This is a genomic window from Paucibacter hankyongi, from assembly GCF_037482915.1.
GTDB classification, from domain to species: Bacteria; Pseudomonadota; Gammaproteobacteria; order Burkholderiales; family Burkholderiaceae_C; genus Paucibacter_A; species Paucibacter_A hankyongi.
In genome coordinates this window covers 42,703-56,332 of record NZ_JBBHJX010000003.1, presented here as the reverse complement: position 1 = coordinate 56,332, position 13,630 = coordinate 42,703, and the positions used below count along the sequence as shown (strand labels likewise).

The 13,630-nt window shown below is 65.2% G+C and carries 12 protein-coding genes; 8 read left to right on the top strand and 4 right to left on the bottom strand.

Going from position 1 to position 13,630, the window contains the following annotated elements:
* Positions 1-100 precede the first annotated feature (100 nt).
* Complete coding sequence (locus tag WG899_RS06220; protein ID WP_339594763.1) at positions 101-1,681, bottom strand: hypothetical protein; 1,581 nt, start codon at positions 1,679-1,681, stop codon at positions 101-103.
* Complete coding sequence (locus WG899_RS06215; protein WP_339594762.1) at positions 1,678-2,550, bottom strand: ABC transporter ATP-binding protein; 873 nt, start codon at positions 2,548-2,550, stop codon at positions 1,678-1,680. The genes WG899_RS06220 and WG899_RS06215 overlap by 4 nt, the downstream gene beginning before the upstream one ends.
* A gap of 373 nt (positions 2,551-2,923) precedes the next feature.
* On the opposite strand from WG899_RS06215, the gene WG899_RS06210 reads away from it, so the two are divergent.
* The 4 genes from WG899_RS06210 (at position 2,924) to WG899_RS06195 (ending at position 7,175) form a co-directional block, all read left to right on the top strand.
* Positions 2,924-4,921: an NHL repeat-containing protein gene (locus tag WG899_RS06210; RefSeq protein ID WP_339594761.1), complete on the top strand. Its 1,998-nt coding sequence runs from the start codon at positions 2,924-2,926 to the stop codon at positions 4,919-4,921.
* 72 nt (positions 4,922-4,993) lie between these two features.
* Positions 4,994-5,893 (top strand): LysR family transcriptional regulator, encoded by a 900-nt coding sequence (locus WG899_RS06205; RefSeq protein ID WP_339594760.1) that lies wholly within the window; start codon positions 4,994-4,996, stop codon positions 5,891-5,893.
* 126 nt (positions 5,894-6,019) lie between these two features.
* Positions 6,020-6,583 (top strand): NADPH-dependent FMN reductase, encoded by a 564-nt coding sequence (locus WG899_RS06200; RefSeq protein WP_339594759.1) that lies wholly within the window; start codon positions 6,020-6,022, stop codon positions 6,581-6,583.
* Between the two features lie 91 nt (positions 6,584-6,674).
* Positions 6,675-7,175, top strand: coding sequence for an OmpA family protein (locus WG899_RS06195; RefSeq protein WP_339594758.1), 501 nt, complete (start codon positions 6,675-6,677; stop codon positions 7,173-7,175).
* Positions 7,176-7,282: 107 nt separating this feature from the next.
* Here WG899_RS06195 and WG899_RS06190 read toward each other — a convergent pair whose 3' ends face one another.
* Entirely contained in the window at positions 7,283-8,824 is a 1,542-nt protein-coding gene (locus WG899_RS06190; RefSeq protein ID WP_339594757.1) for a methyl-accepting chemotaxis protein, read from the bottom strand.
* A gap of 70 nt (positions 8,825-8,894) precedes the next feature.
* Positions 8,895-9,983, bottom strand: a complete 1,089-nt coding sequence (gene selD / locus WG899_RS06185; RefSeq protein WP_339594756.1) for a selenide, water dikinase SelD — start codon at positions 9,981-9,983, stop codon at positions 8,895-8,897.
* Positions 9,984-10,165: 182 nt separating this feature from the next.
* On the opposite strand from selD, the gene WG899_RS06180 reads away from it, so the two are divergent.
* From WG899_RS06180 to phnE, 4 genes are read left to right on the top strand one after another with little or no spacing between them, the layout of a single operon-like run.
* A complete protein-coding gene (locus WG899_RS06180) occupies positions 10,166-11,044 on the top strand; it encodes a putative selenate ABC transporter substrate-binding protein (RefSeq protein ID WP_339594755.1) in 879 nt (292 codons plus the stop codon).
* 15 nt (positions 11,045-11,059) lie between these two features.
* Entirely contained in the window at positions 11,060-11,902 is an 843-nt protein-coding gene (locus WG899_RS06175; protein WP_339594754.1) for a phosphonate ABC transporter ATP-binding protein, read from the top strand.
* Positions 11,899-12,762 (top strand): PhnE/PtxC family ABC transporter permease, encoded by an 864-nt coding sequence (locus WG899_RS06170; protein ID WP_339595142.1) that lies wholly within the window; start codon positions 11,899-11,901, stop codon positions 12,760-12,762. Before WG899_RS06175 ends, WG899_RS06170 begins: the two co-directional genes overlap by 4 nt.
* On the top strand, positions 12,759-13,568 hold the full coding sequence (gene phnE, locus WG899_RS06165) for a phosphonate ABC transporter, permease protein PhnE (protein WP_339594753.1): 810 nt from the start codon (positions 12,759-12,761) through the stop codon (positions 13,566-13,568). The genes WG899_RS06170 and phnE overlap by 4 nt, the downstream gene beginning before the upstream one ends.
* Positions 13,569-13,630: the final 62 nt, after the last annotated feature.

The following is a 13,630-nucleotide window of genomic DNA, read 5'->3' as shown; positions in this document are numbered from 1 at the left end:
TGAAAACAAGAAGTTGAGGGCGCTTTGCCGCGCAAATTGTCCAGACGCCAAGCAGAACGCGCCTGGCGCCCGCCCGACGCCCGCCCGATGCAGGCCGGTCTCAGCGCCGCCGTGACTGATACGCGCACAGGCCCAAGCCAGCGGCCGCGGCCAGCAGACCCAGACTGAGGTGGGTGCCGATCGAGCTCAGCGTGGCTGCACCATTGAAACCGAGCACGTCGAGCAGGGCCAGGTCACGTGCGTTCAAGGCGATGTACAGGCCGAGCAGAAAGAGCGATAGAAAGGTCCGCGCGCTGCGTGAGCCGTGGCCCAGCAAGGCCGCGACGGCACTCAGGCTGAACACCCCGCTGAGCACCGCCAGGCTGAGCGTGCCGCCGTTCAGCGCGCTGGCGCGCAAGGCCAGCAGGCCCATGAACAGCAAGCCCAACAAGCAACTGGCGGCCAATTGACGGACAAAGCGCCGCAGCGCACCGCCTGGCACTGATCCGCCCAGTTCTTCGCAGCCGGCTTGGATGTCGCGGCTGCTGATCTCGCTGATCAACACGCCCCAAAAGCCGCCGATCACGATCAACAGGCTTGGCAGGGCTGACTCGGGCGCCAGGCTCGAGGCCAGCAGGCTCAGCAACAAGGCGAGGATGGAAGCGGGCGATGCGGCCAGGCTCAGCGCGGCATCGGCCAAGACCTGGCCCGGCAGACCGGGCAAGCGGGCCGCCAGCCGGAACAGCGGTTGAACCAGGCGCGAGAGCGGCCGCAGCCAAGTATTGATGAGGGCCAGCGGCGAGCGGCGTTTGGCGGCAGCGCTGAGCTTGACCCGATCGGGGGAGTAGCGATGGAACAAGCGTGCGGCCAAGTAGACGGGCAGCAGCGTCAAGGCCAGGGTGATCACACGCATGCCAATCAGCACGAGCGGCCAGGGCGTGCTCAGCAGCGTCAAGGGCGTCAGCTTGGGGTCAAAGCTGCTCAGGCCCACATTGACCCCTTGGGTATGCAGCAGCGAGGTCAACAGGCCGACCGAACTCAAGAGGCCGGTGAAGTCCAGCAGCACCACCGGGTGCACCGCGCGCTGGGCTTCGTCGACGATGCCTATCATGGCCAACATGGCGACCCAGAAAACGAAGTACAAAAAATCACCGGCCTTGCCCATCAGCATGGGCACGCTATCGAACAAGAGGGCGCAGCTGGCGATAAAGCCCAACAGTGGCAACAGCACCAGCGCATAGTTTTGCAGGTAGAGCAGCGGCTGCAGCGGCCCCTCGCCCAGCTTCACTTGGTAGGCCATGGTGGAGACCATGAAGGCCAGGGTGAGGCCGCCCAGATAGGCGACGCCGGCCAACCATCGGCTGGCCAGAAACAGGCCGTTGCCGACCTGCGTGGCGGCGATCACCTGGCCCACGCCGCTGCGCAGGTCTTCGGCCATGCGGCCGCGAAGCAAGAAGAAGCCCAGCAGGGCCAGCAGCGGCGCGAGCAAGGCGGCGCTGCCCAGCGACAAGGCCGCACTGGTGCCCAGCACGCGGGTGTTGTTGGCCACCAGCATGGCGGTGTTGTCCACCGGCGCGGCCACCATCAACCAAGACAGGCCCAGCATCAGCAAGAGCGCGATCACGGTGCCGAGTCGGCGCGAACGCAGCCGCCATTCATTCAGCAACAAGACCTTGAAAGCGCCGAAGTCTTGCGCGCTCATGCCGGCATCTCCATGCAGGCATAGCGGCGCGCCATCAAGGCCTCTTCCAAGCTTGGCTCGGCGGCACGGGCATCGCGGACCGGCGCATGCGGGTGGGCGATGCGCACATTGACGCTGTGGCCTTGGCGCTGTGCGTGCAGCACATGGACCTGGGCGCGCAGCGCGTCGAGCTCCCCTGCGTCGATCTCGGCCTGCCAAATCTGGCCGCGCGCCGCTTCCAAAATTGCTTCCGGGCTTTCAAAGGCGACCAAGCGGCCCTGGCGCATGATGGCCAGTTGACCGGCAATGCTCTCCACGTCGGAGACGATGTGGGTCGACATGATGACCAGCTTCTGGAAGCCCAGTTCGGCCAGCAAATTGCGAAAGCGCAGCCGTTCTTCGGGGTCAAGGCCGGCGGTCGGTTCGTCGACGATCAGGATGTCGGGGTCGTTCAGCAGCGCTTGGGCGATGCCCAGGCGGCGCCGCATGCCGCCGGAGAAGCTGGCCGCTTGCTTATGCGCCTGCTCTTGCAGATTCACCAGGGCCAGCAGTTGGCGAATACGGTCGGCCGCGTTGCGCACCCCTTTCAGAGCCGCGAAATACTGCATGAACTCGAGTGCCGTCAGATTCGGGTAGACGCCAAAGTCCTGCGGCAAGAAGCCGAGCCGGCGGCGGATCGCCTCGGGTTTTTTGCAGATGTCTTGGCCCTGGAACAGGATTTCGCCGCTGCTGGGCCGGGCCAGGGTGGCGATCATCTGCATCAAGGTGGTCTTGCCGGCGCCGTTGTGGCCGATCAGGCCGACCACACCGCTTTGCAAATCGAGCGAGACATCGTTGACGGCGGTGATGTCGCGACCGAAGGTCTTGACCACATGGCGAAGTTGCAGCATTTGGGGTGTCCTTGTGTTTTGTGGGTGCGGCGGGCCGCCGGTCAGTCCGGTGACAATGCCGGCACGAACTGCATGAACCACACGATAGGGATTCCCGTCGCTGCCGGCCTGTGGCTTGCGACAAAACGTAAAAACGCTGGGATGCACGGTTGAAGTTCGCCCGCCCAAGACCAACTTCGCCCTTTTTCGAGATCCGGCCCCGTACTGAATGAAGCAAAGACTCTTGATTGGTTTGGCCGTGGCGGCTGTGTGTGCGCTGCTGGCGTTTGTCCTTGTTGGCTTGCCCAGGCCGGTGGCGACAAAGCCGGGGTCTCCCGTGGTGGCGGCTCCCCGAGCTGTCGAGCCAGCCGTCCCCGAAGTGGCTGCAAAGCCCATGCCGACGCAGTGGGGTGTCGCAGCGCAATTCAGCCTGCGCGCCGGTGATGGCCATGCCGGCCTGCAGGACGGGCCGGGCCCTCAGGCCCGCTTTGCCGACCCTTATGGCCTGGCGCTGGCCCGCGGCGGCCTGCTCTACGTGGCCGACGGCGGCGCCAACAACCGCATCCGCCGCATCAATCCGGCCGGTCTGGTCAGCACCTTGGCCGGAGGCGAGGAAGGCTTTCGCGATGGCTTAGGGGCGGCGGCTGCTTTCAACACCCCGTCTGGCCTGGCCCTGGATGCCAGCGGCAACTTGTATGTGGCCGACACCGGCAACCATGCGATCCGCAGAATCAGCCCGCGCGGCGAGGTGACGACGCTGGCCGGCAATGGCCAGGCCGGCTTTCGCGACGGGCCTGCGGCGCAGGCGCAGTTCAATGGCCCGATCGGTGTGGCGGTGGACGGGCAAGGCCGGGTGTTCGTGGCCGACACCTACAACGACCGGGTTCGCGTCATCAGCACTGAGGGTCAGGTGTCAACCTTGGCCGGCGGGCGCTTCCCTGGTGATCAAGATGGTCTCGGTGCCAAGGCGCGTTTCGACAACCCCTGTGCGCTGGCCGTCGATGCGCAAGGGGTGCTGTGGGTGGCCGACAGTCGCAATGACGCGGTGCGACGCATCTCGCCCGAGGGACTGGTCAGCACGCTGGTGCGCGGCAATCCCGACGACGACAAGGATCCCTTGCGCCGCCCAATCAGCCTGGCGCTGAGCCATGATGGCTATCTCTATCTGGGTGTGATGCGGCGCGGTGCCATTCTGCAGGTCTCGCCGGCGGGCCAGGTGCATGTGCTGAGCCGTGGGCCTGTGGCGCAGTTGGCGCGGCCGGCGGGCATGGTGCTGAACGATCAGGGTGTTTTGCATGTGGCCGATGCCGCCAGTTACCGCGTGCAACGCCTGCAGTTGTTGGCACCGGGCGAAGCCGAACAGATTCAGCCCGCAGAGATGGGGCCGGCGGCCGATCTGCCGCTGCCGGCCACTGCGGGGCGCTGGCCCTTGCGCCCGCAGCAGCAATGGCATGAGGTGGTGGGCACGCCCGGCGAGGTGCGTGGCCGCCACCGCGGCGACAGCCGAGACCATCTGCATGAAGGACTCGACGTCAAAGGTGTGAATGGCAGCGAGGTGGTGGCGATGGCCGACGCCAAGGTCAGCAGCCCGCTGGCGACCTGGGCCACCGGCCAGACCAGCGAGGGCTTGTCCCTCGATACGCTCAGCTATATCCATATGCGCGTCGGCCGCAATGCGCGCGGCCAGTCCTTCGATCCGAATCGCTTTTTGCTGCAACAAGAAGAGCGTGGTCGCGGTGAACGCATGCGCCTGCGGCGCGGCACGCGCTTCGCGGCAGGCGAGGTGCTGGGGAGCATCAATGCGATGGCCCATGTGCATGTGGAGTTAGGCGTCAATGGCTATAAGCGCAACCCACTCTTGCTCGGCTTCAGCGGCTTTGCCGACCATGATGCGCCGCGCATCGAGGCGATCGAGCTGTTCAGCGACGATGGCCGGACCCGCTTGCAGCGCAAACAGGCCGGACGTCTGCTGGTGCCGCGCGACGCCGCCGGCGTGCAACTGGTGGTTGACGCCTGGGACCGGGTCGACGACAACGAAGACCGTCGCCGTCTCGGCCTGCACAGCCTGGGCTATCAAATCCTGCTGGCGGATGGCAGCCCGGCGCCCGGCTTTGAGCAAGCACGGGTGGAGATCGAGTTCATGCGTCTGCCGATCGATGACGAGGCGGTCAAGACCGCCTATGCGCCGCGCAGTGGCGTCACCGTGCACGGCAGTGCCGTCACTCGCTTTCGTTATGTGATCAGCAACCAGGTGCGCGACGGCCGCGCGGCATTCGGGCGCTGGCAGACCCAGTTATTGCCTGCGGGTGATTACCTGCTGCGCATCCAGGCGCGTGACTTTGCCGGCAACCTGGCCCAACAAGGTCGCGACTTGCCGCTGCGCCTGTACTGATATCGTTGGCACCTCGGCACGCGAGTGTCTGCGCGGCGCTGACTTTGGCTGATGTTCCTGTGAGGCTGTGTTTTGGATCGATTGCATTTGATCAGTGTGTTTGTGGCCGTCGTCGATGCCAATGGCTTCGCCGGCGCGGCGCGCAAGCTCAATATCTCGCCGCCGGCCGTGACCCGTGCCATCAACGAGCTGGAGACCCATCTCGGTGTGCGCTTGCTGACGCGCACCACCCGGGTCGTGCGTGTCACCGATGCTGGCACTCGTTATGTGGAAGACTGCCGGCGCATCCTGGCCGATCTGGCCGAGGCCGATGAGTCGGTCAGCGGTCTGCACAGCGCGCCCCAGGGGCGCTTGACCGTGACCGCCCCGGTGCTCTTCGGCGCCATGCACATGACGCCGATCCTGACCGAGTATCTGCAGCGCTACCCCGAGGTGCAGGCCAGCTGCATGTTTCTCGACCGGGTGGTGAACATGATGGAGGAGGGGGTTGACGTTGCGTTGCGCATTGGCGAGCTACCCGATTCATCGCTGCAGGCGGTGCGTGTCGGCAGCGTGCGTCGCATCATTTGCGCGGCGCCCGAGTATCTGGCCCGGCAGGGCGAACCGCAGCGACCCGGCGATCTGGCGCAACACACCCTGGTTTCGGCGGGCGGCGTCTTGTCTTGGGCGGAATGGCGCGTGATGGAGCATGGCTTGCCGCGCATCATGAAGTTGCAGCCGCGCCTGAGCACCACCTCCAACGACTCGGCCATCAATGCGGCGCTGGCCGGATTTGGTCTGACGCGGCAAATGTCTTATCAGGTGGCCGATCATGTGCGTGAGGGACGACTGAAGATCGTGCTGAGTGACTTTGAGATGCCCGCCTTGCCGGTGCATCTGCTGCACCGCGAAGGGCGGTATGGCTCGCGCAAGGTGCGGGCCTTTCTGGACCTGGCGATCGAACGCTTGCGGGCCAATCCGGCGCTGGCCTGAGCGCGATGGGCGAGGTTCCGACTGACACCAGGTTTCGAGGCCGAAAAACCGCTCATGATCGCGAGCGGTTTGGGCCGCTAGGGATGTTTGAATAGCAAGCACCACTCCTCTCCAAAGCCACCCCTCATGACACTCAAATACTGGCAAGTGCTGACCTTGGCCGGCAGCCTGCGGGCAGCTTCGATGAACCGCGCCATGCTGGACATGGCGGCCGCCTGCGCGCCTCCGGGCTTGCACCTAGAGTCTTTTGACGGGCTGGGCGATCTGCCCTTGTTCAACCCCGATCTGGAGGCGAACGAGCCTGCCGCAGTGGCCCGCCTGCGCGAGGCGATTGCGGCCGCCGATGCGGTCTTGATTGCCAGCCCCGAGTACGCCCATGGTGTCAGCAGTGTGATGAAAAACGCTCTCGATTGGATGGTCGCCCATGGCGTGTTTGTCGACAAACCGGTGCTGCTGTGGAATGCCTCGCCGCGCGCCTCGATCGCGCTGGCCGCGCTGCGCGAGACCTTGTCGGTGATGACGGCCGATCTGGTCGAAGGGGCGGAACTGTGTCTGTTGATCCAGTCGAAAGACGGTCAGCCACCGAGCAACCCGGATCCGGCCGCCATGCGGCGGGCGCTGGACACATTGCAGCAAGGTTTGCAGCGGCGGCAACACAGCCGGTTGGCGGGGCTGGTGTCGGCCGAGTGAGCCTCAGCGAGGCGGCGGGGCTTGTTCTGCCTTGCCTTAGAATCCGCCCCGATCGAATTCAATCCTGCCCGTAACCTTCTGGAGTTAGCCCATGTCCAACGACAACCAAGACAATAGCGAACGCATCGCCCTCTGGCTGGTGGGCCTTGTTGTCGCTTTTGTGCTGGTCAGCGTGACCGCCTTTGTCATCATCAAGCAGCGCCATCATGCGCAAGCACCGGTGGCTGTGGCTGCTGCCGCAGTCGAAGAAGCCTTGTATGACGCACCGTTGAGCGGCGACGTCGTCGGCGTGGTGCTGTTTGCTTTTGCTGAATCGGCCGTGCCCGCCGAAGCCGCGCCCGAGTTGGCCAAGGCTCTGGCTGCCTTGATCGCCGCCCCCGCGCGCAAGATCGTCATCGCCGGCTTCCACGATGCCAGCGGCGACGCCGCCAAGAACGCCGAGTTGGCCAAGGAACGCGCCAAGGCCACTCGCGCCGCGCTGACGGCCGCCGGCATCGACGCAGCCCGTTTGCTGCTGCGCAAGCCCGAGTCCACTTTGGCCGAAGGCACCTCCGAAGAAGCTCGCCGCGTTGAAATCCGCTTGGTCGACTGAACCATCGGCTGAATCGACTGATTCAGTGATTCCAGGGCAGTTGCCCTACAAGAAAGGCCGCTCTCGAGCGGCCTTTTCTATTGTGCGGGCTGCCGCAGCCTGGCTGCTCAGCGCAACTTGAAGACGGCGACGGTCTGCACCAACTCCTCGGCCTGGCTTTTCAGGCTGCTGGCCGAGGCGGCCATCTCTTCGACCAAGGCAGCGTTTTGCTGCGTCGTGTGGTCCATCTGGGTCACCGCCTCGCCCACTTGCGCGACACCGGAGGCCTGCTCCCGGCTGGCCGAGTCGATCTCGCCCATGATGTCGGTGACGCGCTTGATGGAGCTGACCACCTCGGTCATGGTGATGCCGGCCTGATCGACCAGGCTGGTGCCGGCCTCGACCTGCTCGACGCTGGCGTTGATCAGATGTTTGATCTCCTTGGCGGCCTCGGCCGAGCGACCGGCCAGGCTGCGCACCTCGCTGGCCACCACCGCAAATCCACGCCCTTGCTCACCGGCGCGGGCGGCTTCGACGGCAGCATTCAAGGCCAGGATATTGGTCTGGAAGGCGATGCCATCGATCACGCTGATGATGTCGGAGATCTTCTTCGAACTGTCGTTGATGCCCTTCATGGTCTCGACCACATCGCCGACGATCTTGCCGCCTTCGACCGCAATCGTTGAGGCGCTGACGGCGAGTTGATTGGCTTGCTTGGCGCTGTCGGCGTTTTGCCGGACCGTGGCGCCCAATTGCTCCATCGAGGCCGCGGTTTGCTCCAGCGCACTGGCTTGTTGCTCGGTGCGGGCGCTCAGGTCCAGATTGCCCTGCGCGATCTCGGCGCTGGAGGTGGCCACCTGCTCGGCGCCTTGGCGCACGCGCTGCACCACATCGGTCAGGCTGTGCTGCATCTCGTTCAAGCGGGCCATCAGGCTGATGCGGTCACCCGGCTGCAGGACCACCTCTTGGCTCAGGTCGCCGGCCCCCACACGGGCGCTGACGGCGGCGGCATCGGCCGGCTCGGCCCCCAATTGCTGGGCGATGGTGCGTGTGGTCATGAAGCCGAGCACCCCTGCGGACACCAGGCCCATGATGATGGCCAGAAAAGACAGCAGGCGGATATTGTTGTAGCGGGCCACCGCGGCTTCGAATTCCTGCTTGGCCACGTCAAGCTGCAATTGCAACAAGGCCTCGGCCCCTTTTTGCACCGGTGCATAGAGCTGGGGCAGGGTGTCTTTGACCAAGGCCTCGACGGTCGGGATGTCGTTCGCTTTCAGCGCCGCCACGGCCGGCAACAGGCCCTGTTGCACAAATTTCTTTCGATCGGCCGCAAAGGCGGTGGCAAGTTGTTTCTCCTCCGGCGTCAGATAGGTCAGCATATAGGCGTCCCACAGCTTGGTGATGGCGGCGATATTGCTCTCCACCGTAGAGATGGCCGTCTCGATCGCCTTCGGCGTCTGGTCCGCCAGGGCCGTGGCAATGGCCAGGCGGTTGCGCACCACCATCGATTCGATCTTGCCCAACTGCACCGCTGGCACGGTGCGGTCTTCGTAGACCGAACGCAGCGCCTCATTCGAGGACGATATGCCGAACAGGCCGAGGCTGCCTACGCCTATCAAGGCCACAGACAGGATTGCCACCAGGATCATCAAACGCGTCGATATCTTCATCTATTCGCTCCCTTGAAATACCCGATGGGACCGCAGTCCCTGGCCCTTTATTGAAAAGTGCCAATGCTGCTTAGCCTATGCGTAACTGCCCCGGTTTGTCTAGCGCGGTGGCGATATGGCCCAACACCGCCGCCGCCTCAAACCCGTGGCGCTTGAAGACGGCCAAGACCTCGTCCACCGAGTCCGGCGCGCAGGAGACCAACAAACCGCCGCTGGTCTGCGGGTCGCTGAGCAAGGCGCGTGCCTCCGGGGCAAAGCCTGCGGGTAAATGCACATCCTGCCCGTAGGCGGCCCAGTTGCGCCCCGAGGCGCCCGTCACCACGCCCTGTGCCGCCAGCTCTTGAACGCCGGCCAGCAGCGGCACGCGCGCCCAGTCGATGTGCACATCGCAGCCAGCCCCGCGCGCCAACTCCAGCGCATGGCCGGCCAGGCCAAAGCCGGTCACGTCGGTCAGCGCATGCACACCGTCCAGCGCCGCCAAGTCTGGGCCGGGGGTGTTCAGTTGGGTGGTGGTGGCGATCATCTGTTGATAAGCATCGGCACTCAGCCGGTCTTTCTTGAGGGCGGCCGACAAAATGCCGACGCCGATCGGCTTACCCAGCACCAGCACATCGCCGGGGCGAGCGTCGGCGTTGCGTTTGACCCGCTTCGGGTGCACCAGGCCCAGGGCCACCAAGCCGTAGATTGGCTCCACCGAATCGATGGTGTGACCGCCGGCGATGGGAATGCCAGCCGCGCGGCAGACCGAGGCGCCGCCCTCCAGGATGCGGCCGATGGTGGCCGTGCTGAGCACATTGATGGGCATGCCGACCAGGGCCAAGGCCATGATGGGGCGCCCGCCCATGGCGTAAACATCGCTGATCGCATTGGTGGCGGCAATGCGGCCAAAGTCGAAGGGGTCGTCGACGATGGGCATGAAGAAGTCGGTGGTGGCGATCAACGCCTGCTCTTCATTCAGTTGGTAAACGGCAGCGTCATCGGAGGTCTCGATGCCGACCAGCAATTCGGGTGGCACCGGCAGGGCCGTCGTGCCCTTGAGGATTTCGGACAAGACGCCGGGGGCGATCTTGCAGCCACAGCCGCCGCCGTGCGAGAGTGAACTCAGGCGCGGTTCTGTGCCTTGGGGGCCGGGGAGGGAGGTTTGGGTGGGCGCGCTCATGGGGGACTCCAACAGTTCTTTGATCTTGGGCAGCAGGGCAGGCAGCATAGCCGGCCCTTGCCCCGGCTGCACCTGCCGTGGCAAGCGTAGGCGCCTGAGTAGGAGCATGAGCGGCAGACCGGCTAGGATGCGAGGCCTTGCGCAGGGCGACCCGGCCGGCGCGCATTTTTCGGAGCTGTCTGATGTTGAATTCCCCTTTGAGCCCTTCCGTCTTGTCCTTGGCCCGTCGCAGCCTGCTGGGCGCTGCCTTGACCCTGCTGGCTGGGCTGAGCCAGGCGCAACAGGTGTTCCGGGTCACCGCCATTCCCGATGAGTCGCCGACCGAATTGGCCCGCAAGGCGGCGCCTTTGATGAAATATCTGGAGGCGCAACTGGGCGTCAAGGTCGAATTCACGCCGGTGACCGACTACGCCGCGGCCGTTGAGGCCCTGGTCAACAAAAAGGTCGACCTGGCCTGGTTTGGTGGTTTCACCTTTGTGCAAGCCAATGTGCGCTCTGGCGGCAAGATGCTGCCCTTGGTGCAGCGCGAGGAAGACACCAAGTTCCGCTCGGTCTTCATCAGCTCCGACCCGGCCATCAAGACGCTGGCCGACTTGAAGGGCAAGGATGTGTCCTTCGGCTCGCAAAGCTCGACCTCCGGCCACTTGATGCCGCGCAGCTTCGTGCTGCAGGCCGGCATCAACCCCGACAAGGACTTCCGCCGTGTCGCCTACAGCGGCGCCCACGACGCCACCATCGCTGCCGTGTCCGCCGGCAAGGTGCAGGCCGGTGCCCTGAATATCTCGGTGTGGGAAAAGTTTGTGGCCGAAAAGAAGGTCGATAGCGAGCGCGTCAAGGTCTTCTACACCACCCCCCCTTACTTTGACTACAACTGGACGGTGCACGCCGATATGCCGGCCGCACAGCGCGAGAAGCTCAGCAAGGCATTTTTGAGCCTGAGCCGTGACGACGCCGCCGGCAAGGAGATTCTTGAACTGCAGCGTGCCACCCGTTTCCTGCCCAGCCAGGCCGACAACTACAAGGGCATCGAAGCCGCGGCCCGCAGTGCCGGTCTGCTCTGAGGCGACTGAGCGTCAATGCTTGAGTTGAGTTCTTGCGCCGCGGCGCCGCTGCTTCCGGGCGCTGATGCGGCCGGCTTGCGGCCGGTCTTGCGGGATGTCTCGCTGCGCATTGAAGCCGGTGAACAGCTGGCCTTGATCGGGCCCTCGGGCGCCGGCAAGACCACCTTGTTGCAACTGTTGGCCTGCGCGCAACGGCCGCTGCAGGGTGACTATGTCTGGCAGGGACAGCAGCCCTGGCGTTTGCCGCGGCGTGAGTTGCAGGCCTTGCGCGGCCGTCTGTTCCTGGCGCCGCAGGTGCCGCCCTTGCCCCCGCGCCAGCGCGTGGTGACGGCCGTGTTGGCCGCCCGGCTGCCGGCCTGGAGCCTGTGGCGCAGCCTGCGGTCCTTGTTTTACCCCAGCGATATCGAGGCCGCCCACGCGGCGCTGGCCCGTTTTGATTTGGCCGAGAAGCTGTTCGAGCGGGTCGACCGCTTGTCTGGCGGCGAGCGTCAACGCGTCGGGCTGGCCCGCGCCTTGTTGGCGCCGGCCCGGCTGTGGTTGCTGGATGAGCCGCTGTCGGCTTTGGACCCTCAGCGTGCCGCCCAGGCGGCCCAGGTGCTCAGCCAGGAGGCGCGGGATCGCGGCGTCACTCTGGTTGCCTCGCTGCACCATGTGGAGATGGCCTTGGCGCATTTCCCGCGCATCATTGGTTTGCGCCAGGGTCAGGTCTTGTTCGATCTGCCGGCCGCCGCCGTGACGCCGGACCTGCTCGCACAGTTGTATGCGCAGCAGGAAGGCGAGCGCAGCAGCCCAGAGCCGGCACTCGCGCCGCCCTGTGTCGATGCGCCGGTGGCCGAGTTGCCGATGCAATGCCGATGAAGGCCGGCGCTTTGAACGGGCTGAACGGGCGAACGAGCGCGCAGACCGCGGCGCGGCGTGATCCGGCCTGGCTGGGGCGCTTGTTCTGGCTGTCGGCCTGCCTTTTGCTGCTGTGGCCCTTGTTGTGGGTCACCGAGTTCAAGCCCTGGCAGCTGTTTGAGGCGCAGAGTCTGGCGGTGAGCGGGCGATTTCTGGCCGCCTTCATCCCGCCGCGCTTGGATGCGGAGTTCTTGCTGCTGGTCGCCCGCGAGGCCTGGCGCACGGTCGCCATGGCCACCGCCGGCGTCAGCCTGGCCTTGTTCTTTGCCATTCCGCTGGCCTTGATGGCGACGCGGGTGCTGTCGGTGTCGGCCTTGGCCGGGCCGATGGCGGCGGGCCCGGCGCTGCTACGCCGGGCGGTCAGGGGCTTGTTGATTGTTTTGCGCAGCGTGCCCGAGTTGGTTTGGGCATTGGTGTTTGTGCGCGTCGTCGGGCTCGGGCCAACGGCCGGTGTGCTGGCCATCGCGCTGAGCTATATCGGCATGCTGGGCAAGGTGTACTGCGAGGTGCTGGAAGGGGGCGACGCCGAGCCGACCCGCAGCCTGCTGCGCAATGGCGCCGGCCGTATGCAGGCCTTTGCCTATGCCTTGCTGCCGCAGAATGCCGCTGAGTTGAGCAGCTATACCGTCTACCGCTGGGAGTGCGCGATTCGTTCCTCGGTGGTGTTGGGTTTTGTGGGCGCGGGTGGCTTGGGCCAGCAGCTGGACTCGGCCATGAAGATGTTCAATGGCGCCGAGGTGTCGACCATCTTGCTGGTCTTCATTCTGCTGGTGGCCTTGGCGGATGGTTTGAGCAGCGGCCTGCGGCGGATCTTGTCATGAGCCGCGCCGCGATGCCTTCCGCCTCGCCGCTGCTCAGAGCGCGCCGTCAGGCCGGTGTTGTCCTGCTGGGGCTGGCTCTGTTGGTGGGCCTGAGTTTTTGGAGCCTGGATCTGCAGTGGGCCCAGCTGTTCTCGGCCGATTCGGCGCGCAGCATGGGGCGCTTTCTGGCCGAGTTTGTGCCGCCCGACATGAGCCCGGTCTTTTTGCAGCAGGTCGGCTGGGCCTGTGTGGAGACTTTGGCCATGTCGACGCTGGGCACGGCCATCGCTGCTCTGCTGGGCCTGCTTTTGGCCTTGCCGGCCGCGCGGCTGCACCGGGGCGATGCGGCCTGGGGACGCGGCCCAACGCGCTGGCTGCTGAACGCCTTGCGCTCTATCCCTGAGCTGGTGTGGGCCAGCTTGCTCTTGATCTCGGCCGGCCTGGGGCCGTTTGCCGGCACCTTGGCCTTGGCGGTGCACACCAGCGGGGTGCTGGGGCGTTTGCTCGCCTCGGCGATCGAGAATTGTCCTGAGGGGCCAGGTTTTGCCTTGCGGGTGCAGGGGGCAGGGCGTCTGCGGGTGTTTTTGTACGCCACCTTGCCGCAGTTATTGCCGCAATTGATCAGCTACAGCCTGTACCGCTGGGAGAACAATATCCGCGCGGCGGCGGTATTGGGCCTGGTAGGCGCCGGCGGTTTGGGGCAGCTTTTGAGCTTTCATATGGGCCTGTTCCATATGAACAAGACCGCCACCATTTTGGCAGCCATGCTGATCCTGGTCGCGCTGGTGGATGCGGCCAGCGACCGCCTGCGCCGGGCCTTGAATTGAGCCACTAATTCCCGTTTGCCGGGCCGGCTCGGCCGTGCACAATAGATTCGAAGCGCCAAGTA